Genomic DNA, 25,687 nt, shown 5'->3' with positions numbered 1-25,687 from the left:
TACTGCACTTGTTGAAGAGATCGACGGCCGTGCCGTCCGGGGCGGCCGCACGGGCGGCCTGCGCGGCCGTGGTGATGGTGTCGGGCACCCTGGTGCTCGGCTCGTGCTCGTCCGTGGGGTCGCCGGGCGGAGGATCGGGAACACCGAGCGCGCCCACACGTGTCGAGTCCCGGGAGGAGGCGCTGGCCCGGACGGATCGGGTCCAGGACCACGTGCGCGAGCTGACGGGCCTTGAGCGCGATCCGTGGAGCAAGCTCGTCGGCTACTACAGGTGCCAGGGGCGGGGGTTGGGTGTGGCCGATGAGGGCGAGGCCTACCAGCTCAGCTCGGGGGTCCTGTTGAAGGCCGAGGACGACAAGCGCCCCGAGGTGCTGCGGGCGCTGCGGGAGAAGCTCGCCGGCGAGGGCTTCAAGATCACCTCGTTGGCGTCCGGTTCGGACGCTCAGTCCACCGCGCCCACCTGGGAGTTCGATGCCGTCCACGAGCCCGACGGCTACACCGTTTCGGCGGGTGCGTCGAAGCCCGGCCAGGGTGTGAGTGTGATGGTCGTCCTGTCCTGCCAGGCCCCGCCCACCGGCGCGGCTTCGCCCACTCCGACGGCCACCGGCTGAGGCCGGCGCGGCGAGTGCGTCAACTGCGTTACTGGATACGGTAGTTGGCGCCGGCCCCGGCGTGCATCCGGCGCCCGACGGGGCGAAAGGGGCGGCGGGACGCCCCGGCGGGGGTGCGCCGGGGCGTCCGGTCAGGCGTCGGTGCGGTTCGTCGCGGTCAGCGGGGTGTACAGCTCGGGGCGGCGGGTGCGCAGGAGGCCGAACTCCCGCCAGTCCCGGCACTGGTCGAGGTCGAGGTCGGCGACCAGGACGGCGGGCCGGTCGCGCGGGGCGCGGAGCAGGATCCGGCCGTACGGGTCGGAGATGAACGACGAGCCGTAGAAGGTGGACCGGCCCTCCGTCCCGATCCGGTTGGGCACGATCATGAACAGCGCGTTGGCGAGGCCGTTGGCGCTGATGGCGTGCTCCCACATGGGCCGGGTGTCGAAGTCCGGGAGGTCCACCTCGGAGCCGATGGCGGTGGGGTGGACGAGGACTTCGGCGCCGCCGAGCGCGTAGGCGCGGGCGAGTTCGGGGAACCACTCGTCCCAGCAGGTGGGGAAGCCGAAGGCGGCGCCCTGGTGGGTCAGGACGGGGAACCCGCTGTCGCCGGGGCGGAAGCACAGGTCCTCGCGGTAGCCGGGGAAGGCCGGGATGTGGTTCTTCCGCGTCCGGGCGACGAGGGTGCCGTCGCGGTCCACGCAGATGGCCGTGTTGTAGCCGAGGCCGCCGTCCTCGGCGCGCTCGTACAGGGAGGCGTGGACGCTGATGCCCAGTTCCGCGGCGAGTTCGGCGGCGAGGCTGGCGGTGGGCCCGGTTTCGACGTCCTCCAGGTAGCGGGCGGCGCCCTCCGCCATCGGGTCGTCGGTGTTGCAGAAGTAGGGGCTGCGGGTCAGCTCGGGCAGGCACACCATCGTCGCGCCCTGCGCGGCGGCGAGTGCCACGCCCTCGCGCAGCCGGTCGTCGTGCTCGGCCGGGTCGGCGTACCAGCGCATCTGCACGAGCCCGACGCGCAGTGGCGTGCGTTCGGCCGGCCTGGTGCGGCCGGGGGAGCCGAGCGGAGAGCCGAAGGAGGTGAGGACGGCGTACGAGGTCACGGGCGGACCGTCCTCGTCTGCCGGCGGGACGTCCGGCAGGTGCGGGAGGCGGGGCCCCCGGCGGCCGTGCGGCCGGTGGTGGTGGACGTGGTCATGGGTGTTCCTTCTGTTCTCTGGTGCTGGCGCGACCCTGCGGCATAACTGAAAGTTCAGTCAGCTTTGCTGGCGTGGTGAAGAATCTAGCCATGCCGGAACGTTCCGGCAAGGGGTGGGGGCCTGCGAAAGAACGACACGTGCCGCCGGAGGGCGGGGTGGGGGCCTTGCCCCGGCACCTCCGGCGGGCGGGCGGTCAGGCTCCGGCGGAGACGGCTGCGGGCGCCGCGGCGGCCTTCGCGGCGAGGGAGCGGCTGTAGCGGCGCAGGAGGAGGGCGGCGGTGGTGGCGAGGCCGATGAGCAGCCCGAACCAGAGGCCGCGGATGTCGCCGCCGAGGGGGTAGGCGAGGAGCCAGGCGGAGGGCAGGCCGACGGCCCAGTAGCCGATGAGGGTGATGCGGAAGCCGCTCTTGGTGTCGTCGAGGCCGCGTAGCAGTCCGACGCCGATGTTCTGGGCGCAGTCGAAGAGTTGCAGGACGGCGACCATGACGAGGAGGCTGGTCGCGATGGTCAGACCCTGCTGGTCGGCGGGCGAGTCCGGGTCGAAGTAGGGGCGCAGGACGAGGTCCGGGACGGTGAGGTAGACGATGCCGACGAGGGTGGTGACGGCGGCGCCGCAGGCGAGTGCGGTGTTCTTGATCCGGCGGGCGGCCGCGTGCTCGCCGAGGGCGAGTTCGCGGCTGACGTTGATGGAGGCCGCGTGGGAGAGGCCGACGGCGACCTGGAAGACGATGTAGACGAGCTGGTTGACCGCGGTGTGGGCGGCGAGCGCCGCCGGGCCGAAGCTGCCGGCGAGCAGGGCGGTGACGGAGAAGAACCCGGCCTCGGAGCCGTAGGTGGCCGCGATGGGGGTGCCCAGGCCGAGCAGGCGGCGGACGGTTGCCGGATCGGCGCGCCAGAAGTCGAGGCTGAGCAGGGGGGCGAGGTGCGGGTCGCGGCGGGCGGAGGCGTAGAGGGCGAGGAAGGACAGTAGGTAAACGCTGCTGGTGGCGACGCCGATACCGGTGAGGCCGAGCCGGGGCAGGCCCCAGGTGCCGTGGATGAAGGCCCAGTTGAGGGCGGCGTTGACGGCGACGGAGGCGAGGGTGATCTGCAGCAGGGCCTGGGGGCGGCGCATGCCGACGGTGAACTGGCGGACGGCCTGGAACCAGAGGCAGGGCACGAGGCCGGGGGCGAGGGCGGCGAGCATGCCCTGGGCGCGGTGGGCGACGGTGGCGTCCTGGCCGAGCCAGGTGGCGGCCTGGCCGATGAGGACCATCAGGACGGCGCCGGCCAGCCCGGCGAGGGTGGCGACGGCCATCGCGGCCCGCACCAGGCCCCGGACCTCGTGGTCGGCGCCGGTGGCCGGTTCGCTGGCGGCCCCGGTCTCCTTGGCCCCGGTCTCCTTGGCCCCGGTCTCCTCGGCGCCGCGCTCGGCGCGGGCCGCTGCCGCCGCCACCTGGTTGCCGACGGAGGTGACCAGCCCGACGCCCATGGTGCGGAGCTGGTTGAAGATCACCAGGGCGAGGCCGCCGGCGGCCAGCGCCTCGGTGCCCAGGACGCCCATCATGATCGTGTCGGTGGTGGTGAGGGCGACCTGGGCGAGCTGGGTGAGGGCGAGCGGGACGGCGAGGGCGGTGAGGGCGCGGCTGTCGCGCGCCAGGGTGGTCAGCTGCTGCATGGTGGGTGTCAGTCTCTCAATGTCACGTCTCTGGATGTCACGTCTCTGGATGTCAGGGCCTGCGGAGTTTGGCGAGCGACTCGTCGATCTCGGCCTCGACGGCCTCGTCGATGAGGTTGCGGTCGGTCATCCAGTCGTCGTTGAAGACGGTATCCATGTACTTCTCGCCGCCGTCGTTGATGAACGCGACCATGACGGCGTCCGGCGGAAGGGCCGTCAGGCGGGCCAGGGCGTCGTGGACGACGCCGCCGGCGGAGCCGCCGATGAGCAGGCCGGTGCGGCGGGCGACGACGCGGGCGGTGGCGAAGGCCTCGACGTCGCCGACCTTGACGCCCTCGTCGATGAGGTCGTAGTCGACGAGCAGGCCGATGGTGGCGCCTTCGGGGGTGCCGGTGCCGGACTGGTAGTAGTCGTGGGCGGGCGGGCCGAAGGCGATGGAGCCCTTCGGCTCGACACCGACGACCGAGACACCGGGCACGTACTTCTTGAGCTCGCGGGCGGTGCCGCACAGGCCGCCGCCGGTGCCGACCGCGCCGATCAGCACGTCGACCCGGTTGTCGAGGGCCTGGGCGATCTCCCGGCCGACCGCGAAGTAACCCACCGCGTTGCTGGGGTTGTTGTGCTGCTCGGTGAAGAACGTGTTGTCCTTGCCGCGGGCCATCTCCTCGGCCAGTTCCTCGCGGGCGGCGGTGTGGAGCTCCTCGCCGTCGGTGTCGGCGTCGACGTACACGAGCTCGGTGCCCATCGCCTTCATGCCGCGCAGCTTGTCGGCGGCGGCGTGGTTGTCGACGACGGCGGTGAAGCGGTGGCCGCGCTCGGCGGCGACGACGGCCAGCCCGAGGCCGGTGTTGCCGGAGGTGGACTCGATGATGTGGCCGCCCTCGCGCAGCAGGCCGCGCTCCTCGGCGTCGAGGACCATCTGCCGGGCCATGCGGATCTTGGCGCTGCCGGTGGGGTTGAACATCTCCAGCTTCAGCAGGAGGCGGGCGCCGTTGTCGGCGCGGGCGAGCTCGAACAGCGGGGTGTAGCCGATGAGGTCGGTCATCCGGGTGACCACCGGGGGGCGGTGGAGGGCGTCGGTCATGGCGAGGGGTGCTTTCTCGGGAGCGGGGCGGTGTCGGGTCACAGGGCCGGGCGGCGGTCGAGACGCCAGCGCAGCCGGCCGTTCTCGTGGTGGATGACGACCTTGGCCGGCAGGGGGAGGTCGTGGAAGGGGGACTCGTTCGAGTCCATCTGGTAGCCGGCGGTGTTGGGATAGACGAGCAGGTCGCCGACCCGGGGGCGGCGGGGGAAGGCGATCTTGCGCCAGGTGAGCAGGTCGGAGTCGAGGCAGCTGGCCCCGCCCACGCACGCCCGGTACTCCGCGGCGTCCTGGTCGGGGTGCGGGGTGAGGAGCAGGGGGTCGGGCAGGTACTCGCTGTTGAACCACTGCTCGGACAGGCTCAGGCTGCTGCCGTCGACGGTGACGATCCCGTACCCGGGGCGGTCCTTGACGCCCTGGACGGCGAACACCGAGGAGCCGGCCCCGGCCAGCAGGGCGCGTCCGGGTTCCAGCAGCAGCATCACGCCCGCCTCCCGCAGCCGCCCGGCCAGCGGCTCACCCGTGCCGTGGGGGCGGGCGGAGAGGACGGCCCGCAGGGCGTCGGCCCCGGCGACGGGCGAGTGGTAGGGGTAGAAGTCGTCCGTGCTGAAGGACTTGCGGGCGTGGTAGTCGTCGGGGCCCTGTTCGGCGAGGAAGGCGTGCCAGGCCTCGGCGGGCACGTAGTCGACGGCGAAGCCGCCGCCGATGCTGATCCGGTCGGCCTGCAGCCCCAGGAGCCGTGCCTTGAGGCAGAGTTCGACGAGTTCTCCGGCGAGGTCGGCGCGGGGCTGCACGTCGTAGCCGGACAGGTGGAAGCTGAAGCCTTCCATCCGGACCCGCTCCTTCGCCGTGGCGCAGCGCAGCAGCGCGGTGTCGAGCTGGTCGTCGGTGAGGCCGAAGCGGCTCCCGGTTCGGGTGGGTGGGAAGCGGCGCAGCAGGATGCGGACGGGCCGGGGGACGTCCAGGTGCAGGATGCGGCTCAGTTCGTCGAGGGAGTCGACGGCTATCAGTGCGCCTTGGAGGGCCGCGACGCGCAGCAGCGGTTCGGCTTTGGCGGGCCCGGTGACGACGAGGTCCTCGCCGCGCACACCGTGGCCGAGGGCTTCGCGCAGCTCGCCGTGGCTGGCGACGTCCACGCCGGCTCCCGCGTGGGCGCAGCGTTCGACGAATGCGGCGGCCTTGTTGGCCTTCTTCGCGAAGTACACCGTGCCCTCCACCTCCGCTTCGTCGAGCGCGGCCCGGAAGGCTGCGAGGTTGGCGTCGAAGCGTTCGGGCAGCACGAAGTGGAACGGTCCGCCGAAGGCGTGGGAGAGGTCGTGCAGGAGGTCTCCGGCCGCGATCCTGTCGTGGAGGGGATCGGGGTGGGCGGGAAGGGTCAGCGCCACAGCGCGACCTCGGTGCCGAGGTTCTGGTCGGCGGCGAGCTGGGCGAAGCGGTGGCCCAGCGCGATGTCGGTGACGACCAGGCCGCTGTTGTAGGCGAAGATCCGCTGGCCGGGTGCGGTACGGGCCTGGGAGACGCCGGAGATGGCGGCGGGCAGCTCCAGGTCGACGGCGGGCAGGTTGCCGTCGGCGTCGGCCATGTCGGTGCCGGTGACGCGCATCTGGGCCTCGCTGGTGGCGATGATGCGGTCGGCTCGGTGCAGCGTGGACGGGGCGAGGCCGTGGCCGACGAGGATCGCGGTCGCGCCGGGCTTCAGCCAGTCGGCCTCGACGGCGGCGGAGGTGTGAGCGCCGGCGGTGGCGACGATGACGTCCGCGTCGTGCGCGGCGCGCTTGAGGTCGGTGACCAACTCCAGCTCGCGGCCGGGGAAGTGGCGTTCCAGCTCCTGGCGGACGGCGGCTATGCCGTCGGGGTGGGTGCCGGCCAGCAGCAGCCGTTCCAGCTTTGGCAGTGTGGTGAGCAGGAACGGCAGCGCGAGGCGGCCCTGCGTGCCCGTGCCGATCACCAGCGCCGTGGAGGCGTCGGGGGAGGCGCACTCGCGGGCCAGCAGGGCGGAGACGGCCGGGGTGCGGAGCGAGCCGATGCGCGAGCAGTCCATCATGGCGACCGGTAGGCCGGTGACGTCGTCGTAGACGGTCAGCGTCGTGTAGTAGTGCTGCTCCTCGCGGCCCTTGTCGAGGCCGTGCTTGTACGAGGTCTTGATGGCGACGACGTTGCGCGCCCCGTCGCGGCCGAGCATGGCGTAGGAGACGGAGTGTCCGTCGGCGGGCTTGACGGTGAGTTTGCGCGGGTTGTCGGACTGGCCCGCGGCCAGGGTGCGGTAGGCCTGTTCGACGGTGTCGACGACGTCGGTCAGGGTGATGTCCAGGCCGGCGAGGTCGCTGGTGGAGAGTACGCGCAGGGTGGTGTCGTCGCGGTCCACGGGGGTGCCCTTTCGGATGGGTGAGGTGGCATCTGGAAGGCGGTAAGTCGGTATGGCAGGAGAGCAGGAAGGCAGGTCAGGCGGTGAGCGCGGCCTGGCCGTAGCCGTGTTCGTCGTGTTCGGCGACCGGGCGGGTGGGGCGGCCCTCGACGCGCACGGAGGCGCGCTTGAGCCAGCGGTCGGTGCCGTCGTAGCGCGCCCGGAAGGGGACGCGGCCGTGGACGACGATGTCGTTGTCGACGACCAGCACGTCGCCCGGCTCCAGGCTCACTGCCACCGAGACGCGGGCGAGTTCGTCCTCCAGTCGCCGGTAGGCCGCGCGCCAGGTCTCGTCGGCGTCCTCGACCGGCGTGTAGGCGGGGTCGAAGCGCATGGTCAGGCCCTCGGGTGCCGAGAAGAGGGTGGGCACCGGTGCGGGTCGGCCGGCGAACTGCCGGGCCTGCTCGTAGGCGTCGTCGGGCAGGATCGGCACGATCGGACGCTTGAGCTGGGCGACGTCCTCGTCGGCGAGGTCGGTGAGGCGGATGCTGGCCGCGGTGGTGGCGATGTTGTCGTGGTTGCGCATGCAGCACAGCAGGAGCAGGTGGGCGCGGCCGGGGTGGAAGGCGTCCTCGGTGTGCGGGGTGAGCAGGACGGAGCTGGAGGCACCGGTCTGCTCGCTCTCGTGGCCGGGCGAGGGGACGATGTTGTGCACGAACCGGCCTTCCTGCTGGCCGTCCCAGGCGATCGGGGTCCCCATCAGCGTGGAGACGAGCAGCAGCACGACGTCCCACAGCGCGCCCGCGTCCCCGACGGTCGACCAGTGGCCGGGTGTCGGGCCCAGCTCCGTGTCGTCCGGGTGCAGTCCGCGCAGCACGAACAGGCCGTCGGCGGTGTCCACGGGCCGTAGTGCGTGCCGGAGTTCGCGGCTGAGCTGGGCGCACATCACGGGCAGGTCGGCCAGCAGGCGGGGACTGGTCGCGGAGCCGTGGAAGTCCAGCAGCTTGGCGGCGGTGGCGGTCAGTTCCGCGGTGGCGGCGGTGTCGAGACGGCGTACCGGGGCAGGGCAGGTGGGCACGGCGGGGCCTTCCGTGGGCAGGGGTGGGGAGAGGTGTTGCGGGCACGCGGCATCACCGCGCCGGTGCGGGACGGCGGGCGGGAGCAGCGCGTGAGGCTTGGGGTCCGGGTCGGCTCGGACGGCCGGACGACAGGAAACGTAACAACGACTTCGAGGTAAGGCAAGCCTTACCCGATCAGATGTCTACATTTACGTAGTCTCAGTTCGGGGTGGCGGCGCACCTGCCGCGCGGGGGCAACTCCGCTGCTCGGATTGCTGTTTGCGGCAGGGGGGCGCACGCCCGGTGGGCCGGTGCGCTCCGTCGGGCGGCTTGCGACCCGTCTCAAACTTAGGGTAGGTAAGCCTAAGCAAATCGAGCTCAACCCGAATCGAGGAACGAACGTGGGCGTCACCAGACGACAGCTGCTGTGGGCCGGTGCCGGTATCGGGGCGGCCGGCGCGCTCGCCGCCTGCGGCAGTGGCGCGGGCGGATCCAAGGACGCCGCGTCCGCGGGCGCGGTGTCCTCGCAGCCCCGCGCCGGGGGGACGCTGAAGGTCGGTGCTCTCGGCAAGGCCTCCGCGATCACCCGTGACCCGCACGGCACGCAGGCCAACGAGAGCGACTACCTGATCATCAGTCTGCTCTACGACACGCTGGCCGTTCCCGGATCCACCGCCAACACCGTCCCGCGCCTGGCCTCCTGGAAGCCGTCGGAGGACCTGAAGACCTGGCGCTTCACGATCGCCGACGGCGCGACGTTCCACGACGGCACCCCGGTCACCGCCGCCGACGTGGTCTGGTCGCTGCAGCGCCTGCGCAACACCCCGGCGGGCAAGAGCCGGCTGCCAGGCATCCAGCCCGAGGGCATCAGGGCCGAGGACGCGAAGACCGTCGTCCTGGTCTCCGACTACCCCAACGCGGATCTGCCGCTGCTGACCCGTCTGACCACCTTCGTCCTGAAGAAGGACACCAAGGACGACGCGATCGCCGGCGCCCCCGGCACCGGCCCGTTCAAGCTCGACTGGTACCGCGACGGCAACGCCCGGCTGGTGCGCAACGACAACTGGTACGGAGGCAAGGTGCTGCTCGACGCCGTCGAGGTGCGCCTGTTCGAGAGCCCGCAGGCCATGGCCAACGCCCTGCTCGCCGGGCAGATCGACCTCGCCTCCAACGTCGGCGCCGTCGCCGCCCGCACCGCCGAGGCCCGCAAGGACGTCCAGATCCTGCGCCGCCCCAACGACATGGCGATGCCCGTCGTCATGCGCACCGCCGACGGCCCGTTCGCCGACGCACGGGTGCGCGAGGCCCTGAAGCTGGCGGTCGACCGCGACGCCATGGTCAAGCAGGTCCTCTCCGGCTACGGCAGCGTCGCCAACGACATCCTCGGCACCGGCGACCCCGCCTTCGCCAAGGACATACCGCAGCGGGGGCGCGACCTCGCCAAGGCCAAGCAACTGCTCTCCGACGCCGGGTTCGACACCTCCCGGACCTACGACCTGATCACCACCGAGGACGTCTCCGGCCTCGCCGAATCCGCGACCCTGTTCGCCACCCAGGTCCGCGAGGCCGGCGTGAAGATCAACGTCGTGAAGCAGGACTCCAAGGTCTTCTGGGACGCCACCTGGCTCAAGGCGCCGCTCTACACGACGTACTGGGGCACCAACGACTCGGTCGTCTTCTTCGCCTCCAAGACGATGCTCTCCGACGCCGGCCAGAACGAGTCCGCCTTCAAGGACCCCGCATTCGACGAGGCCTACCGCACGGCCATGGGCACCGCCGACGCCGCCGCGCGCGACAAGCTGCTGTACCGGCTCCAGGAGATCGAGTTCGCCGAGTCCGGCTACCTGCTGTGGGGCATGGCCGACGGCATCGACCTCGCCGGAGCCGCCGTGCGCGACCTGCCCAGGCTTCCCGGCTACGGCCGCGTCCAGCTCGAGAAGACCTGGCTGGCGCGTTGACCACGCTTCAGCCGGCCGGCGCCCGCGCGCCGCAGGGCACCCCGGCCCGCATCCTCCCCGGTGCGGGCCGGGTCGCCCGGCAGGCGGCCCGGCGCCTGGCCCTGCTCGTCGTCCTGCTCGCCGGCGTCTTCGCCGCCGTCGAGCTGCTCCCGGGCGACGCCGCCGGCGCGACCGCCGAGCGCGGGGTCACCGCCGCCGACCTCGCCGCCCGCCGCAGCGCCCTCGGGCTCGACCGCCCGGTGGCCGAACGCTTCTGGGACTGGATGACCGGCCTGCCCACCGGCGACCTCGGCGTCACCGCGCGCGGCCAGCACGTCACCGACGTCCTCGCCGGCCCCTTCCCCAACACCCTGCTCCTGGGCACCCTCGCCCTCGCCCTGAGCACCATCGGCGCCCTCGCGCTGGGGAGCTGGGCCGCCCTGCGCCCCGGCGGACGCGCCGACCGCGCCATCGACGCCGCCTCCACCGCCGCGTTCGCCCTCCCGGAGTTCGTCGTCTCCGTCGCCCTCCTGCTCGTGCTGTCCCAGTGGACCGGCTGGCTGCCCGCCGTCACCCTCACCGGCCCCGACGGAGCCCCCGAGTCCTGGACCATGCTCGTCCTGCCGGTGCTCTCACTGGCCGTCCCCCAGATCGGCTGGAACACCCGCATCGTGCGCGGCGCGCTCGCCGACCAGGCCGCGCTGCCGCACGTCCAGGCCGCCGTCCTCGACGGCCTCGCGCGCCGACGCATCCTCAGCCACCACATGCTCCCCGGCGCCCTGTCCGCCATCGCCGTCGGCATCGCCACCTCCGCCGGCATGCTGCTGGGCGGCACCGTCGTCGTCGAGACCCTCTTCAACTACCCCGGCATCGGCGCCGTCCTGGCCGGGGCCATCGCCGACCGTGACACCCCGCTCGTCGCCGGAGTCGTGGCCGCGGCCGGCGCCGCCATCAGCCTGCTCCTGCTGCTGGCCGACCTCATCCGCACCACCGCCCTCGGAGAGGAGCGCCGATGACCGCCGATGCCCCGACCGCAGCGGCCCCCGCGCCCGCCACCCGGCGACGCAGGCACGTGCTCGTCCGCGCCGTCCCCGCGCTCCTGCTCGTCCTCCTCGCCCTCGCCGGACCGCTCCTCGCCCCTCACCCCATCGACACCCCCGTCACCTTCCCCTACGCCGAAGCCGGCGGCGACGCGCCGCTCGGCGGTGACCAGCTCGGCCGCGACGTCCTCAGCCGCCTGCTGACCGGCGGCGCACCCCTGATCGCCACAGCCGTGGCCATCGCCCTGGTCGTCACGGCGGCGGCCACCGTCCTCGGCATCCTCGCCGTCCTGCGGCCCCGGCTCGGCCGGTGGATCGAACGCGCCGCCGACCTGACGATCCTCCTGCCCTCCGTCCTCGCCATCATGCTCATCGCCCTGGCCTGGCCCGCCGGGGGACGCCTGGCCGTCGCAGCCGCCGCCACCCTCCTGGGCATTCCCTACGCCGTGCGCATCGTCGCCGCGGCAGCCGCCCCCATCGCCGCCACCGGCTACGTCGAGGCCGCGGCCGTCGGCGGCGAACGCCTGTGGCACCTGACGGTCCGCGAGGTGCTGCCCAACCTGCGCTCCACCCTCCTCGCCCTGTTCGGCCTGCGCTTCGTCGAAGGCGTCTACATCGTCTCGGTCGCCGCCTTCCTCCAGCTCGGCCCCCAACCCCCGGAAGCCGACTGGGCGTTGATGATCCGCGAGAACGCCGCCGGGATCACCCTCAACCCCTGGGCGGTCGGCGCGCCGTGCCTGGCCATCGGGCTGCTCGCCATCAGCGTCAACCTCGCCGCCGAAGCCCTCGCCCCCGCCCGGCCGACCCCGGAGACCCCGCTGTGAGTATCGCCGCCCCCGCCGCCCGCGCCACTGGCCTGTCCATCGCCCTCGCGGGTACGCCCCTGCTCACCGACGCCACTCTCGCCCTCACCCCGGGCCGGGTCACCGCCGTCACCGGCCCCTCCGGCGCCGGCAAGACCACCCTCCTGCGCGCCCTCGCCGGAGCCCTCCCGCCAGGCGCCCGCGTCACCACCGGCACCCTCGACGTCCTCGGCCACGACATCCTCGCCCTCCCGCCCGAGGACCTGCGCCGCCTTCGCCGCCACAAGCTCGCCTTCGTCGGCCAGGACCCGGGCTCAGACCTCAACCCGCGCATGCGCGTCGACCGCCTCCTGACCGAGACCGCCGCCGACCGCCGCCGAACCTCCGTACCCGACCTGCTGCGCGCCGTCCGCCTGCCGGTCGGCGAGCGCCTCGAACACCGCCGCCCCGCAGGCCTGTCCGGCGGTCAGCAGCGGCGTGTCGCCCTTGCCCGCGCCCTCGCCCGACGGCCCGAGATCCTCCTCCTCGACGAACCCACCGCCGGCCTCGACCCGGCCCTGCGCGACGACATCGCCGACCTGCTGCGCGAGATCGCCGACTCCGACGGCCTCGCCATCGCCCTCACCAGCCACGACCCGGACTTCGTCGCCCGCTGCGCCGACGACGTGCTGGCCCTGTGGCCCGACCGCCTTCCTGCGGCCCCGGCCCCGGCCCCGGCGGGGTCTGGGGCTGGGGTTGTGCCGGCAACGGCCGTGCAGGCCGCACGCGTTCGTACCAGGGCCGCCTCCGGAATGCCGCCCGTCGTGGAGGTGAAGGCGCTCAGCGCCGGCATCGGCACGGTCCGCACCCGCCACCGCGTCTTCGCCGCCGTCGACCTCGCCCTGATGCCCGGCACGCTGACCGGGATCACCGGCCCGTCCGGATGCGGCAAGAGCACGCTGCTGCGCACCCTGGCCGGCCTTCACCGGCCCGAGTCCGGCAGCGTCATCCTCCACGGCGAACACCTGGCCCCGTCCTACCGGCGCCGCAGCCGCGACCAGCGCCGCCGCATCCAGCTCGTCCCCCAGAACCCCCTCGGCGCCCTCAACCCGGCCCACACCGTCGGTGCCACCCTCACCCGGCCGCTGAAGCTGCACTTCGGCCTTCCCGCCGCCCGGTGCGAGGAGCGCGTCGCCGAACTGCTCACCGCCGTCGGCCTGCCCCCGCACTACGCGACCCGCCACCCCCACGAACTCTCCGGCGGCCAACGCCAGCGCGTCTCCCTCGCCCGCGCCCTGGCCGCCGAACCCGACGTCCTGCTCTGCGACGAGGTCACCTCCGCCCTCGACACCGACACCGCCGCCGCGCTCATGGACCTTCTCGACGACCTGCGCACCAGCCGGGGCCTGGCGGTGGTCCTCGTCAGCCACGACCTCCCCCTCGTCACGGGCCACGCCGACCACGTCCTGCCTCTCGCGGGCTCCCACTCCGCACCGCTCACCGCGCAGCAGCCCGCCGGCGTCCGCTGACTCCTACTCGGAGATCCACCGTCGGCGCTGCCCGCCGGTGAGCACCCAGCCGGGGCCCGAGGGCGGGGGTGTGCGGTGTCCCGCGCCGCGGGCGGCCGCCGTGCACACCCGCCGCAGCAGGGAGTTGAGTTCGGCGCGCTGGCCCTTCGTCAACGAGGCGAGCAGGTCGCCTTGGACGGCGGATGCGTCGTCGTGCAGCACGTCCAGCGCTGCCTGCCCGGCCGGGGTGATCGTCAGCACCTCCTGCCGCCCGCCGATCTGGACGACCATGGAGTGCACCAGGCCTGCCGACAGGAGGTCGTCCAGTGCCTGGGCGGAGTCGGCCCCGGTTGCGGCGGTTGCGGTTGCGGCGGCGTGCTCGGTGAGGTCGCGGCGCCCGTGCGGCCCCAGCTGGGCGAGTGCGGACAGCAGCGTCTGATGGGCCGGGCCCATTCCCCTCGCGTCGAGCCGGTCGGCCAGCAGCCGGTCGACCGCCCTGCCGGCCGTCGACAGGAGGTAGACGGTCTGTTCGAAGGGGCTCGTCGAGCCCGTCCTCCCGTCGTACACGCCAGGTCCCATCGTCCGGTGGCCGCCGTGTTCTCGGACCGGGGCCATGGTGGCGGCACCCGCGCGGGGACGCCGAGCCCGGAGGCCGGAGTGAACGCGGCCGCTGATCGCCGGCGGGCGGGCGGCTGCGCCAAGGCCCGCACGGGTAAGCCGAGCCTCACCATACCCGGACCCGCACGGTTGGTCTACATCGATGTCGTCAGACCGTGCCGTGGGCCCTCAGGGTCCGGGCCGCGTACTCGACGTACTCGTGCAGCCCGTAGGCCAAGGCCGCGCCGAGCAGGGCCGCGACCGTGACGGCGGCGACCAGGGCGACGGCGGCCCGCGCCCTGCGGCCGGTCGGGCGGGCGGGTGCGGGGCCCAGGAGGGCCTGGACGCGCTGGGGCACGGGGCCGGTGCTCACGGACAGCAGGGGCCCGGCGGTTCGGCGGGCGGACGGCGATCCGGCCAGGGCCGCCCGGGCGATGGCGGTCGCGGCGGTGCGCCGGTCGGCGACCGCGGCGGCGGCCTGCTCGTCGGCCCAGCGTTCCAGGTGGTAGTCGAGGTCGGCCCGCAGCCGGGCCAACGCCGGGTGTACGGCGGCGGCGAGGTCGACGGCGGCGGACAGCAGATGGTGGCGCCCGCGCAGGTGGGCGCGCTCGTGGGCGAGCAGCACCGCGCGCTCCGCCGGGCCCAGCGCGCTCAGCATGCCGGCCGAGACGACGACGCGGCCGGGGCGCCCCCGGTGGCCGGGCAGGGCGAAGGCCTCGGCGTCCTTGCCCGCGACCACGAGCAGGTCGCCGTCGCTCGTCGCATCAGCGGTCAGGCGCCAGGCACGGGCGAGGAGCACGCGGTGCCCGCGCCACCGCAGCGTCAGCCGTACGGCCTGGACGGCCAGCGCGGCCCCGGCAGCGCAGGACACCGGCACCACCGCCGGCCACCGGGCGACGACGCCGGACAGCGGCAGGTGCTCCAGGCCTGCCAGGAACGGGACGTGGAACAGCCCGGCGAGTGCCGCGACGGTACCGCCCGCCAGCAGGACGGCCGCGCCCGTGAGCGCGAGCGAGGCTTCGCGCGGAGGGAGCAGCAGGGCCAAGCGGCGTGCGGCGGGCGCCGCGGCCCAGGGGAGCAGCAGGGCCAGGGCGACGATCGTCAGGATCAGGCCCATGCGTCGTCCTCGGGCCCGGGCCTGCCGGAGTCCGCCGCGGTCGCGGCCCTGGCCCCGGTCTGGGCCTCGCTCTGGGCCTCGGTCTGGGCATCGAGGAGCAGGCGGCGCAGGACGTCCTCGTCGTCCTCGGACAGGGAGGAGACGAACCGCTTCAGCACGAGGTCGCGCTGGGGTTCCTTCTCCAACTCCCGGCGCATGCGCCCGGCCGCCAGTCCGGCGGCGTCCTCCACCGGGGCGTAGGCGAAGGACCGCGCGGGGCGGCTGCGGACCAGGGTCCCCTTCTCGTGCAGGCGCGTGAGGATCGTCGTCACGGTGGTGCGGGCCAGCCCGTGGTCCAGCGCCTCCTTGACCTGCTGGGCGGTCAGCGGCTCGCCGGCCGCCCACAACACCGCCAGCACGTCCGCGACCAGTTCCCCGTGCGGACGCCTGGCGTCCCGACCGACCCTCACATCGTTCTCCCTGTCCCGACACTCCCGGCAGGCACACTCCCGGCAGGCGCACCTCCGGCGCCGACAGCGGTCGGCGGCCGAGGCCTGCCCGCGCCGGTATGGCGAAGATGGGCCCGGCCTGTGTTGCTTAGGTGTGCCTCAGCTAACTTTACGGGCTCGTGGCCCCGCGCTGCCGGGTGCCTGATGGCGGACGCCGTCCGGTCACGTGCCGCTCGGCGCGGTGGAAAGCCGATGGCGCAACGCGCGTGCGGGCCTCTGGACTTACTAGGACGTCCAACTATATGGTCGACGGCAGGTCCGCGGTGTCAGGGAAGCCGGTGTGAGTCCGGCACGGTCCCGCCACTGTGACCGGGGAGTTCGTCCTCGCAGACGAAGGCCACTGGCAGCCAGCCGGGAAGGCCTGGGGGCGTGCGGTGATCCGGGAGTCAGGATACCGGCCGCGGGTGTTCCGTGTTTTCCACGAGGATGGAGACGACACGCATGACTCCGGGCTGCTCCCGCTCCACTGCCGCTCCTGGTCGTCCCGTGCCGACGGCCGCCGGGGCCCCGACGCCCTGACGTTCCGTTCCGCCGCCGCACGCCCGTGTCGCGGGGCGCACCACCGTGTGCCCGCCGACGGGCGGCGGCCTCCGATCCTCCTCCTCTCCCCACCTGTCGAGAGAAGGAACCCGATGGTCCGAGAACTGACCCACTTCGTCGCCGGCAAGCCCACCGCCGGCACCTCCGGTCGCTTCGGCGACGTGTACGACCCCAACACCGGCCGGGTGCAGGCCCGGGTGCCGCTGGCGAGCCGGGCCGAGGTCGAGGCGGTGATCGCCGACGCCGCGCAGGCCCAGCCCGCATGGGCCGCGTGGAACCCGCAGCGGCGCGCCCGCGTCCTGCTGCGCTTCCTCCAACTCGTCGAGCAGGAGAAGCAGGAGCTGGCCCGGCTGCTGTCCGCCGAGCACGGCAAGACCGTGGCCGACGCCCACGGGGACATCCAACGCGGCCTGGAGGTCGTGGAGTTCGCCGCCGGCATCCCGCACCTACTGAAGGGCGAGTTCAGCGACAACGCGGGCACCGGCATCGACGTGTACTCGATGCGCCAGCCGCTCGGCGTGGTCGCGGGCATCACGCCGTTCAACTTCCCCGCGATGATCCCGCTCTGGAAGGCCGCACCCGCCATCGCCTGCGGCAACGCCTTCGTCCTCAAGCCCTCGGAGCGCGACCCCTCGGTGCCGCTGCGCCTCGCCGAGCTGTTCCTGGAGGCCGGGCTGCCGCCGGGCGTGCTGAACGTGGTCAACGGCGGCAAGGAGGCCGTCGACACCCTGCTGGAGGACCCGCGGGTGCAGGCGGTCGGGTTCGTCGGCTCCACACCGATCGCCCAGTACGTGTACGCCACCGCCGCCGCGCACGGGAAGCGGGCGCAGTGCTTCGGCGGCGCCAAGAACCACCTGGTCGTGATGCCGGACGCCGACCTCGACCAGGCCGCGGACGCGCTGATCGGCGCCGGCTACGGCTCGGCCGGCGAGCGCTGCATGGCGATCTCGGTGGCCGTCCCGGTGGGGGAGGAGACCGCCGACGCCCTGGTGGCCAAACTGGTCGAGCGGATCGCCGCGCTGAAGGTCGGGCGCTCGGACGACCCGGCGGCGGACTTCGGCCCGCTGGTCGGCGCCGACGCGCTGGAGCGGGTCCGCGGCTACCTGGACCTCGGGGTCGAGGAGGGCGCCGAACTCGTCGTCGACGGGCGGGACTTCCGGCTGGAGGGGCACGAGGACGGCTACTTCCTCGGCGCCTCGCTGTTCGACCGCGTCACGCCGGACATGCGGATCTACCGGGAGGAGATCTTCGGCCCCGTCCTGACCGTGCTCCGCGCCGCCGACTACGAGGAGGCGCTGCGCCTGCCCGGCGAGCACGAGTTCGGCAACGGCGTGGCCATCTACACCCGGGACGGCGACACGGCGCGGGACTTCGCCCGCCGGGTGAACACCGGCATGGTCGGCGTCAACGTGCCGATCCCCGTGCCGGTCGCGTACCACACCTTCGGCGGCTGGAAGCGCTCCGGGTTCGGCGACCTCAACCAGCACGGGCCGGACTCGATCCGCTTCTACACCCGCACCCGGACCGTCACCTCGCGCTGGCCCTCCGGGGTCAAGGAGGGCGCGAGCTTCACCATCCCGACGATGGGCTGAGGGCGCCGTGCACGACCTCACAGAGGACCAGCTCGCCATCGCGGCGACCACCCGGGCCTTCGCCCACGAACACCTGGCGCCGAACGCGGTCGCGTGGGACCAGGCCAAGCACTTCCCGGTGGACGTGCTGCGCAAGGCGGCGGACGTCGGCCTGGCCGGTGTCTACGTCCGCGAGGAGTCCGGCGGCTCCGGACTCACCCGCGCCGACGGCGTGCTCGTGTTCGAGGCGCTGGCCACCGGCTGCCCGTCCATCGCCGCCTACCTGTCCATCCACAACATGGTCGCCTGGATGATCGACCGCTACGGCGACGACGCCCAGCGCGCCCGGTGGCTGCCGGGCCTCAGCGCCATGGCGACCCCCGCCAGCTACTGCCTCACCGAGCCCGGCGCGGGCTCGGACGCGGCGGCACTGACCACCCGAGCCCGCCGGGACGGCGACCACTGGGTCCTCGACGGCGTCAAGCAGTTCATCTCGGGCGCAGGGGCCTCCCGGGTCTACCTGGTGATGGCCCGCACCGGCGGACCGGGGGCCGGCGGGGTGTCCGCGTTCGTCGTCGAACGCGACGACGCCGGCGTCTCGTTCGGGCCCGACGAGAAGAAGATGGGCTGGAACGCCCAGCCCACCCGCCAGGTGCGGCTGGACGGCGTCCGGCTCCCGGCCGACCGCCTCCTCGGAGTCGAGGGCGAGGGCTTCCGGATCGCCATGAACGGGCTGAACGGAGGCCGGCTCGGCATCGCCGCCTGCTCCCTCGGCGGAGCGCAGGACGCCCTGGAGCGGGCCACCCGCTACCTGGCGGACCGCGAGGCGTTCGGCGCCCGGCTCCTGCACGCCCAGGCGCTGCAGTTCCGGCTCGCCGACATGGCCACGGAGCTGGAGGCGGCCAGGTCGCTGCTCTGGCGGGCCGCCTCGGCCCTGGACCGGGGGGACCCCAGAGCGCCGGAGCTGTGCGCGATGGCCAAGCGGCACGCCACCGACACCGGCTTCGAGGTCGCCAACCAGGCGCTCCAACTGCACGGCGGCTACGGCTACCTGGCCGAGTACGGCATCGAGAAGATCGTCCGCGACCTGCGGGTGCACCAGATCCTGGAAGGAACCAACGAGATCATGCGCGTCATCGTTGCCCGCGGCCTGACCGGGGCCGCGTGATGGCCGGGAACGACCTCGACGAGGTCCTGGTCCACCGCGAGGGCCGGGCCGGCCTGATCGTCCTCAACCGCCCCGCAGCCCTGAACGCCCTCACCCACGGCATGGTGCGAAGGATCTCCGAAGCCCTGGACGCGTGGGAGGAGGACGAGCGGGTCGAAACCGTGGTCATCACCGGCGCCGGTGAGCGGGCCTTCTGCGCCGGCGGCGACATCGTCGCCATCCACCGCGCCGCCACCGGCGCGGACCCGGGCGCCGTCGAGGAGTTCTGGCGCGACGAGTACCGCCTCAACGCCCGCATCGCCCGCTACCCCAAGCCCTACGTCGCGCTCATGAGCGGCATCGTGATGGGCGGCGGGGTCGGGGTCTCCGCCCACGGCAGCGTCCGGATCGTCACCGGGACCACACGCATCGCCATGCCCGAGGCCGGCATCGGCTTCGTCCCCGACGTCGGCGGCACCTACCTGCTCGCCCTCGCACCGGGAGAGCTGGGTACCCACCTCGCCCTGACCGCGGGTTCCGTCGGCGCCGGTGACGCGCTGCTCTGCGGCCTCGCCGACCACTTCGTCCCGGCCGAGCGGCTGCCCGCGCTGCTGGACGACCTGGCCGAACTCCCCGTGCACGACGCCCTCGAACGGAACGTCGGGCCCGCACCGGCCGGCGTGCTGGACGGCCGGCGGGCCTGGATCGACCACTGCTACGGGGCCGACACCGTGGAGGAGATCCTCGACCGCCTGCGGGACAGCGGCGAACCGGAGGCCAAGGAGGCCGCGGACCGGATCGCCGCCAACTCGCCCGCCGCCGTGAAGGCCACCCTCGCCGCCCTGCGCCGGGCCCGCACCCTCGGCCCGCTGGAGGCCGTCCTCGACCAGGAGTACCGGACCTCCTGCGCGGCGCTCTCCACGCCGGACCTGGCCGAGGGGATCCGCGCCCAGGTGATCGACAAGGACCGCTCCCCGCGGTGGAACCCGTCGACGCTGAGCGCCGTCGAGCCCGCCACGGTGGCCCGCTACTTCGCCCCGCTCGGCGACCGGGAACTCGGCCTGGCCCCCACCACACCCCTGGAGCGCTGGTGACCCACCGCAACGGATTCAACGGATTCAACGGATTCAACGGAGTCATCGGATTCATCGGACTCGGCAACATGGGCGGCCCGATGGCCGCCAACCTCGCCACGGCCGGACACACCGTGACCGGCTACGACCTGGCGCCGGAGGCGCTGCGGCGGGCGTCCCGGACGGAGAGCGGCGTCCGTCCGGCGCGGTCCGCGACCGAGGCGGTACGGGAGGCCGACGTCGTCATCAGCATGCTGCCGGCCGGCCGGCACGTGCTGGCCGCCTACGCGGACCTGCTGCCCGCCGCCCGCCCGGGAACGCTCTTCGTCGACTGCTCCACGATCGACGTCGCGGACGCCCGGGCGGCGCACGACCTCGCCGTGAACGCCGGGCACCGGGCCGTGGACGCGCCGGTCTCCGGCGGGGTGGTCGGCGCCACGGCCGCGAGCCTCACCTTCATGGTCGGAGCCGCCGAGCCGGACTTCGAGGCGGCCCGACCGGTGCTGGAGGCGATGGGCCGCAAGGTCGTGCACTGCGGACCCCCCGGTGCGGGGCAGGCCGCGAAGATCTGCAACAACATGATCCTGGGCATCTCGATGATCGCGGTCAGCGAGGCCTTCGTGCTCGGGGAGAGCCTCGGGCTCAGCCACCAGGCGCTCTACGACGTCGCCTCGACCGCCTCCGGCCAGTGCTGGGCGCTCACCACCAACTGCCCCGTCCCCGGGCCGGTGCCGGCCAGCCCGGCCAACCGCGACTACGCGGCCGGGTTCGCCGCCGCCCTGATGGCCAAGGACCTCGGCCTCGCCGCCGGGGCCGCCGAGGCCGCCGGCCTGCCCACCGAACTCGGACGCAGGGCGGCACAGCTGTACGCGGACTTCGCGCAGGCCGACGACGACGCCGGCCTGGACTTCTCGGCGATCATCACCACCCTGAGGGAGGACGGCAAGTGACCGGCTACGAGACGATCCTGGTCGAGCGCAAGGGCCGGGTGGGGCTGATCACGCTCGACCGGCCCAAGGCGCTCAACGCGCTCAACACCCTCCTGATGAACGAAGTCGTGCAGGCGGCAACGGAGTTCGACCGTGACCCGGAGATCGGCTGCCTGGTCATCACCGGCTCGGAGAAGGCGTTCGCGGCCGGCGCCGACATCAAGGAGATGCAGTCCCTCGACTTCGTCGACGCCTACCTCGGCGACTGGTTCGCCGCCTGGGACCGCTTCGCCGCGCTGCGCAAGCCCGTGGTGGCGGCGGTGGCGGGCTACGCGCTGGGCGGCGGCTGCGAGTTGGCGATGCTGTGCGACGTCCTGCTGGCGGCGGACACCGCGAAGTTCGGGCAGCCGGAGATCAAGCTCGGTGTCATCCCCGGCATCGGCGGCTCGCAGCGGCTGACCCGGGCGGTCGGCAAGGCGAAGGCGATGGAACTGTGCCTGACCGGCCGGATGATGGGCGCCGAGGAGGCCGAGCGGGCCGGCCTGGTCTCCCGGATCGTCCCGGCGGACCAGCTGCTGGCCGAGGCCCTGACGGTGGCCGAGACCGTCGCGGCGATGTCCACCCCGGCTGCGGTCATGCTCAAGGAGAGCGTCAACCGCTCGTACGAGACCACGCTCGCCGAGGGCGTGCGCTTCGAACGGCGCCTGTTCCACGCCACGTTCGCCACGGCGGACCAGAAGGAGGGTATGGCGGCCTTCGCCGAGAAGCGCCCGCCGGAGTTCCTCAACCGCTGACAGCCCGCCCGGTGCGCCGCCCCTCGCCCGGGGGGTGGCGCACCGGGAAGGTCCTGGTCATCCCGTCCATCCGGTGTAGTGCAGCCAGTCCTCGAAGGTCATCACGTCGGGGTGCAGGCGGCGCAGGAGGCCGATGTCCCGGTCTCGGGCGTAGAGGTCACGGTCGGCGAAGAACCGGAACATCGCCGCGTAGTCGTGGCTGAAGCCGGGGACGGCGGTGCGCAGGTCGTCGTGCGGCATCGGGAGGTAGGTGCTGGGGGTGTCCGTGACCTGGGCGAAGGTGGCGGCGATCTCGTCGCCGGTGAGGCTGTCGCCGATCACCGCGAGGTCGCGGGCGCCCCAGGACTGCCAGTTGTCGAACATGTGGCAGGCGAACCAGGCGATGTCGTCGAGGGCGACGAGCGGGTAGTGGGCGGCGCCGAGGGGGAGCCTGAAGACCAGGCCGCCCCTGCCGTCCGGCCGGGGGGCGAGTCGGTCCCGCAGGTTCTCGAAGTACGGCGCCGTGGTCAGCACCGAGACGTGGTCCGTGTACCAGCCGTCGGTCTCCTTGCGGAGCATCTCCTCCGACCGCATCAGGCCGATGTGGGCGGCGACGGCGGCCTTGCTGTCGAAATGCGGGACGGGGTGGCCGGTCAGGGACACCGCGCTGTCCAACGAGGACCAGATGAAGCGCTCCACGCCGGCCCGCTCGGCGGCGGCCAGCAAGTGCAGCCCCTGCCGGTACTCACCCACCGCGCTGCCCGTCGCGAAGAAGTCGGTGTTGGCGAACACGTGGTCCGCCTGCCCGATCAGGACCTCGAGCGCCGCCGGGTCGGAGCGGACCAGTCGCACGCGGTCGGGCGCGGTGGCGGCGAGTCCGGTGGCGCGGGCGGACTCCGGGTGGCGGGTGGGGACGGTGACGGTGGCGTCGGTGGTGGCCAGCAGGTGGCGGACCACGTGGCTGCCCATGGCTCCGGTGCCGCCGACGACGAGGACGTGGGTCATGGCGTTCCTCCCTGGTGTGTCAGGACGTGTTCGGCCAGCTGGGCGTGGGTGGCGACCCAGACGTCGCCGGACTCGCGGATGTGGTCGAGGACCTGGCCGACCATGCCCGCGAGGAGCGGTCGGCCTCCGACGTGGGCGTGGACGGTCAGGTGGAAGACGCCCGGGCCGGGGGCGGCGAGCAGCTGGTTCAGCAGCTCACGGTGAAGGTCGCGGTAGGCGTACGGGCCGGCCGCGGCGTCGCGGACGTCGGAGTGGTCGCTGTGCATGAGGGAGACCAGAGGACCGTGAACGGTGGACAGGACCTGCGGGAGGTCGTGGTCGCCGTGGTCCCCGGTCCAGCGGTAGCCGGCCTCGGCGAGCAGGTCGACCGTGTGCCGCGAACCGGTGGCGCGCGGGCTCATCCACCCCGCCGGGCGAACACCGGTGACCCGGCGAAGGATGTCGGTGCAGCGAAGGACGTTGGCCCGCTCGGCATCGACGTCGAGCAGCGCGGGCACCACGTCCTGGGCCCAGGAGTGTGCGGCGATCTCGTGACCCGCCTCGTGCACGGCCTCGACGGTCTCGGGGTGCCGCTCGGCCACCAGTCCACTGACGCCGACGGTGGCGGGCAGGTCACCCAGGACGTCGAGCAGCCGCCAGATGCCGGTGGTGACGCCGTAGTCCGCCCAGGAGGTGCTGTGTGTGTCGTCGATGCCGGACAGCGGCCACGCCGCGGCCATCGGCGCGTAGGCGGGCCAGTGCCCTGGTGACCACAGCTCCAGCGCGACGGTGACCAGTGCGACGACTTTCCGCCCGCCCGGCCATTCGGTCTCTGCCCTCATACGGCTCCCCTGCTCCCCTGATCGATGGCTCGATGGCTCGATGGCTTCCGCAGTGGACGCTAGTGAGGCGGTAGGTACCTCCGGGTTCCCGGCGGCGGGCTACCGTCGGGTCATGCGTGAGTACTCCGGCAGTGTCTTCCTCGCCGACTGCCCGGCTCGGCTGGCGATCGAGATCATCGCCGACAAGTGGGCGGTGGCCGTGCTGTTCGCGTTGAGCCGGGAACCGTGCAGACACGGCGAGCTGGTCGACCTGATCGGCGGCATCTCGCGGAAGGTGCTGACCCAGACGCTGCGCCGCCTGCAGGGGTACGGCCTGGTCGACCGCCACGCCGAGTCCGGGAAGGTCGAGTACGTGCTGACGGACCTGGGCCGGACGCTGGTGAAGCCGATCGCCGTGCTGACTCAGTGGGCTCACGAGCACGGCGCGGCCGTGATGGAATTCCAGGAGTCCCGAGCGGACTGAGCGCACTGACGGTGTCTCGGCCGGGAGGGGCGGGTCGCGAAGCCGGGTGTGGACCACCGTGATGTGACGTACGAACCCTTGACCGGATCTTTTCCGTATCGCCATGATGGGCCGTCAAGTTGTGACTCCGCCGCTGGGGGAAGTCCGGTTCGAATCCGGCGCTGACCCGCAACGGTAGGCCGCCGGCTCCACGCCGGCGGCGAGCCCGAGTACCCGGCGGCGGAGGTGTGTCGTCCCCTCCTCCCGTCGTGGTCTGCGGGCCGGAGCTCCGAGGGCTGCCCCGGCTGTGGCCGATGTCCTCCGGGCCCCTGCGTGCGGGCCCGGAAAGGCCCACCGTGTCCCTGGTCCGACGCCCCCTGCGCCTCTTCGCGATACCCGCGCTCGCCCTCGCCACCGTCCTCCCGGCGGCCGCTGCCGCCCAGGCCGCGCCTGCTGGCGCGACCTCGTCCTCGACGATCCGCCCCGACGCCGCCGCCGGCGGCTGGCTGGCCCGCCAGCTCGTCGACGGCGACCACTTCGAGTCCGTCTTCAACGGCACCGCCTACCCCGACCAGGGCCTGACCATCGACGCCGTGCTGGCCTTCGCCGCCTCGCACAGCTCCGACCAGGCCGCCACGAAGGCCACCGCCTGGCTGGCCAAGCCCGAGATCATCACCGGCTACCTCGGCGACGGCACCACCGAGGCCTACGCGGGCGCGACCGCCAAGCTGCTGCTCGCCGTCGAGGTGCGCGGCGGGAACCCGACGGCCTTCGGCGGCGTCGACCTGCCCGCCCGGCTGCGCTCCCTCCAGACCGCCGACGGCCGGTTCTCCGACCGCTCCCAGTGGGGCGACTACAGCAACGCCTTCGGCCAGTCCCTCGCCCTGATCGCCCTGCACCGCACGGCCGGCGGCGCCCCGGCGGCCGCCGTCGACTTCCTCGCCGACAGCCAGTGCGCGGACGGCGGTTACCCGGTCTCCTTCGGCCAGGCCACCTGCGCCAGCGACCCGGACGCCACCGCGCTCGCCGCCCAGGCCCTCGCCGCGACCGGCCGCACCGCCAAGGCCGACGCCGGGCTCGGCTGGCTGGCCGCCCACCAGAACGCCGACGGCGGCTTCTCCGCCGCCGGGGCCGCCGCGTCCAACGCCAACACCACCGGCCTCGCCACGCAGGCACTGCTCGCCGGCGGACGCTTCGGGGCCGGCCTCAAGGGCTGGAGCAGCCTGGTCAAGCTCCAGCAGGGCTGCGCCACGGACCCGGGCGTGCGCGGGGCGGTCGCCTACGACGCGACCGGCTTCAACCCGGCCACCGGCGCCCGGGCCACCGCGCAGGCCGTCCTCGGCCTGGCCGGCACCCCGCTGGCCACCCTCTCCGCCGCCGGTGCCCGCCCGGACGCGCCCGTGCCGGCCTGCCCGGCGACCACCCACTGACCACCCGCTGACCACCCGCTGACCCCGCGAGGAGAGCTCCGATGACTGACACCCTGGCGCCCGCGCGCCCGACCCGCCGCACCCTCGGCTCGATCGCCGCCGCCGCTGCCCTCACCGCCGGCCTGCTCGGCGCCTCCGCCGTCCAAGCCCCGCAGGCACAGGCCGCCGCCTGCGACGGCACCACCGGCGTCACCGTCGTGGTCGACTCCACCGCCGTCGGCGGCGGCATCCAGACCGGCTGCGCACCCGGCGATCCGGCCAGCGGCCTGGCCGCGCTGACCGGTGCCGGGTTCGCGTACACCTTCCACCCGCGCTACCCGGGCTTCGTCTGCACCATCAACGCCCTGCCGACGACCTGCACCAACCCCACCGGCAGCGCCTACTGGTCGTACTGGCACGCCCAGCACGGCGGCCCCTGGTCGTACAGCAACCTCGGCGCGGGCAGCTACAACCCGGCACCCGGCGACGTCGAGGGCTGGTCCTTCGGCGCCGGCGCCCAGCCGGGCGTCACCGCGCTCTGACCCCCGGCGGCACCCCGGTGCCCCGGCCCCTCCGGAAGGGGGG

The 25,687-nt window shown here is 73.4% G+C and carries 24 protein-coding genes and 2 riboswitches; of the genes, 13 read left to right on the top strand and 11 right to left on the bottom strand.

The features are described 5' to 3' along the window. Positions 1-11: 11 nt before the first annotated feature. Positions 12-611, top strand: a complete 600-nt coding sequence (locus ACFVHI_RS21120) for a hypothetical protein (protein ID WP_380341572.1) — start codon at positions 12-14, stop codon at positions 609-611. A gap of 131 nt (positions 612-742) precedes the next feature. Here the strand turns inward: ACFVHI_RS21120 and ACFVHI_RS21115 are convergent, their stop codons facing one another. The 6 genes from ACFVHI_RS21115 to ACFVHI_RS21090 form a co-directional block, all read right to left on the bottom strand. Then, a complete protein-coding gene (locus ACFVHI_RS21115) occupies positions 743-1,687 on the bottom strand; it encodes a nitrilase-related carbon-nitrogen hydrolase (protein ID WP_380341569.1) in 945 nt (314 codons plus the stop codon). 289 nt (positions 1,688-1,976) lie between these two features. Beyond that, a complete protein-coding gene (locus ACFVHI_RS21110) occupies positions 1,977-3,440 on the bottom strand; it encodes an MATE family efflux transporter (RefSeq protein ID WP_380341566.1) in 1,464 nt (487 codons plus the stop codon). 52 nt (positions 3,441-3,492) lie between these two features. After that, on the bottom strand, positions 3,493-4,524 hold the full coding sequence (locus ACFVHI_RS21105) for a cysteine synthase family protein (protein WP_380341564.1): 1,032 nt from the start codon (positions 4,522-4,524) through the stop codon (positions 3,493-3,495). Between the two features lie 38 nt (positions 4,525-4,562). After that, positions 4,563-5,906: a Y4yA family PLP-dependent enzyme gene (locus ACFVHI_RS21100; RefSeq protein ID WP_380341561.1), complete on the bottom strand. Its 1,344-nt coding sequence runs from the start codon at positions 5,904-5,906 to the stop codon at positions 4,563-4,565. Further along, positions 5,897-6,886, bottom strand: a complete 990-nt coding sequence (locus ACFVHI_RS21095; protein ID WP_380341558.1) for an ornithine cyclodeaminase family protein — start codon at positions 6,884-6,886, stop codon at positions 5,897-5,899. The genes ACFVHI_RS21100 and ACFVHI_RS21095 overlap by 10 nt, the downstream gene beginning before the upstream one ends. Before the next feature lie 76 nt (positions 6,887-6,962). Beyond that, on the bottom strand, positions 6,963-7,943 hold the full coding sequence (locus ACFVHI_RS21090) for a TauD/TfdA family dioxygenase (RefSeq protein WP_380341555.1): 981 nt from the start codon (positions 7,941-7,943) through the stop codon (positions 6,963-6,965). 381 nt (positions 7,944-8,324) lie between these two features. On the opposite strand from ACFVHI_RS21090, the gene ACFVHI_RS21085 reads away from it, so the two are divergent. From ACFVHI_RS21085 to ACFVHI_RS21070, 4 genes are read left to right on the top strand one after another with little or no spacing between them, the layout of a single operon-like run. Continuing rightward, the gene (locus tag ACFVHI_RS21085; RefSeq protein ID WP_380341552.1) at positions 8,325-9,881 is read left to right on the top strand and encodes an ABC transporter substrate-binding protein; all 1,557 of its coding nucleotides are present in this window, start codon (positions 8,325-8,327) and stop codon (positions 9,879-9,881) included. Beyond that, the gene (locus ACFVHI_RS21080) at positions 9,878-10,876 is read left to right on the top strand and encodes an ABC transporter permease (protein ID WP_380341550.1); all 999 of its coding nucleotides are present in this window, start codon (positions 9,878-9,880) and stop codon (positions 10,874-10,876) included. Before ACFVHI_RS21085 ends, ACFVHI_RS21080 begins: the two co-directional genes overlap by 4 nt. After that, on the top strand, positions 10,873-11,724 hold the full coding sequence (locus ACFVHI_RS21075; protein WP_063352237.1) for an ABC transporter permease: 852 nt from the start codon (positions 10,873-10,875) through the stop codon (positions 11,722-11,724). Before ACFVHI_RS21080 ends, ACFVHI_RS21075 begins: the two co-directional genes overlap by 4 nt. Further along, positions 11,721-13,211, top strand: a complete 1,491-nt coding sequence (locus tag ACFVHI_RS21070; RefSeq protein WP_380341548.1) for an ABC transporter ATP-binding protein — start codon at positions 11,721-11,723, stop codon at positions 13,209-13,211. Before ACFVHI_RS21075 ends, ACFVHI_RS21070 begins: the two co-directional genes overlap by 4 nt. 3 nt (positions 13,212-13,214) lie before the next feature. Here the strand turns inward: ACFVHI_RS21070 and ACFVHI_RS21065 are convergent, their stop codons facing one another. The 3 genes from ACFVHI_RS21065 to ACFVHI_RS21055 form a co-directional block, all read right to left on the bottom strand. Further along, positions 13,215-13,757, bottom strand: coding sequence for a MarR family winged helix-turn-helix transcriptional regulator (locus ACFVHI_RS21065; RefSeq protein WP_380341545.1), 543 nt, complete (start codon positions 13,755-13,757; stop codon positions 13,215-13,217). 199 nt (positions 13,758-13,956) lie between these two features. Next, complete coding sequence (locus ACFVHI_RS21060) at positions 13,957-14,904, bottom strand: M48 family metalloprotease (RefSeq protein WP_380341542.1); 948 nt, start codon at positions 14,902-14,904, stop codon at positions 13,957-13,959. Beyond that, complete coding sequence (locus tag ACFVHI_RS21055) at positions 14,895-15,353, bottom strand: BlaI/MecI/CopY family transcriptional regulator (protein WP_380341539.1); 459 nt, start codon at positions 15,351-15,353, stop codon at positions 14,895-14,897. Before ACFVHI_RS21055 ends, ACFVHI_RS21060 begins: the two co-directional genes overlap by 10 nt. Before the next feature lie 265 nt (positions 15,354-15,618). Continuing rightward, positions 15,619-15,810, top strand: a riboswitch (cobalamin riboswitch). A 214-nt stretch (positions 15,811-16,024) separates the two neighbouring features. On the opposite strand from ACFVHI_RS21055, the gene ACFVHI_RS21050 reads away from it, so the two are divergent. The 5 genes from ACFVHI_RS21050 to ACFVHI_RS21030 are packed head-to-tail and all read left to right on the top strand — an operon-like array spanning position 16,025 to position 21,446. Continuing rightward, on the top strand, positions 16,025-17,524 hold the full coding sequence (locus ACFVHI_RS21050; RefSeq protein WP_380341536.1) for a CoA-acylating methylmalonate-semialdehyde dehydrogenase: 1,500 nt from the start codon (positions 16,025-16,027) through the stop codon (positions 17,522-17,524). Positions 17,525-17,531: 7 nt separating this feature from the next. Continuing rightward, a complete protein-coding gene (locus ACFVHI_RS21045; RefSeq protein ID WP_380341533.1) occupies positions 17,532-18,671 on the top strand; it encodes an acyl-CoA dehydrogenase family protein in 1,140 nt (379 codons plus the stop codon). After that, positions 18,671-19,744 carry an enoyl-CoA hydratase/isomerase family protein gene (locus ACFVHI_RS21040; RefSeq protein ID WP_380341530.1) on the top strand — a complete coding sequence of 358 codons (1,074 nt, stop codon included), beginning with the start codon at positions 18,671-18,673 and terminating at the stop codon, positions 19,742-19,744. Before ACFVHI_RS21045 ends, ACFVHI_RS21040 begins: the two co-directional genes overlap by 1 nt. After that, a complete protein-coding gene (gene mmsB / locus ACFVHI_RS21035; protein WP_380341527.1) occupies positions 19,741-20,673 on the top strand; it encodes a 3-hydroxyisobutyrate dehydrogenase in 933 nt (310 codons plus the stop codon). The genes ACFVHI_RS21040 and mmsB overlap by 4 nt, the downstream gene beginning before the upstream one ends. Then, positions 20,670-21,446: an enoyl-CoA hydratase gene (locus ACFVHI_RS21030; protein ID WP_380341524.1), complete on the top strand. Its 777-nt coding sequence runs from the start codon at positions 20,670-20,672 to the stop codon at positions 21,444-21,446. The genes mmsB and ACFVHI_RS21030 overlap by 4 nt, the downstream gene beginning before the upstream one ends. Positions 21,447-21,503: 57 nt before the next feature. Here the strand turns inward: ACFVHI_RS21030 and ACFVHI_RS21025 are convergent, their stop codons facing one another. Further along, entirely contained in the window at positions 21,504-22,430 is a 927-nt protein-coding gene (locus ACFVHI_RS21025; protein ID WP_380341521.1) for an NmrA family NAD(P)-binding protein, read from the bottom strand. Continuing rightward, entirely contained in the window at positions 22,427-23,251 is an 825-nt protein-coding gene (locus ACFVHI_RS21020; RefSeq protein WP_380341518.1) for a polysaccharide deacetylase family protein, read from the bottom strand. The genes ACFVHI_RS21025 and ACFVHI_RS21020 overlap by 4 nt, the downstream gene beginning before the upstream one ends. A gap of 112 nt (positions 23,252-23,363) precedes the next feature. Here ACFVHI_RS21020 and ACFVHI_RS21015 point away from each other — a divergent pair, with 112 nt between their 5' ends. From ACFVHI_RS21015 to ACFVHI_RS21005, 3 genes are all read left to right on the top strand, one after another. Then, the gene (locus ACFVHI_RS21015; protein WP_380341514.1) at positions 23,364-23,714 is read left to right on the top strand and encodes a winged helix-turn-helix transcriptional regulator; all 351 of its coding nucleotides are present in this window, start codon (positions 23,364-23,366) and stop codon (positions 23,712-23,714) included. A gap of 95 nt (positions 23,715-23,809) precedes the next feature. Next, a riboswitch (cobalamin riboswitch) is annotated at positions 23,810-23,950 on the top strand. 99 nt (positions 23,951-24,049) lie between these two features. Next, complete coding sequence (locus ACFVHI_RS21010) at positions 24,050-25,123, top strand: peptidase (RefSeq protein ID WP_380341511.1); 1,074 nt, start codon at positions 24,050-24,052, stop codon at positions 25,121-25,123. Positions 25,124-25,164: 41 nt separating this feature from the next. After that, the gene (locus ACFVHI_RS21005; protein ID WP_380341508.1) at positions 25,165-25,644 is read left to right on the top strand and encodes a flagellar hook-length control protein FliK; all 480 of its coding nucleotides are present in this window, start codon (positions 25,165-25,167) and stop codon (positions 25,642-25,644) included. The last annotated feature ends 43 nt before the right edge of the window (positions 25,645-25,687 follow it).

Source organism: Kitasatospora sp. NPDC127121, from assembly GCF_042677305.1.
Lineage (GTDB): Bacteria > Actinomycetota > Actinomycetes > Streptomycetales > Streptomycetaceae > Kitasatospora.
The sequence above is the reverse complement of the archived record's forward strand: the minus strand, read 5'-3'. Positions and strand labels throughout refer to the sequence as shown.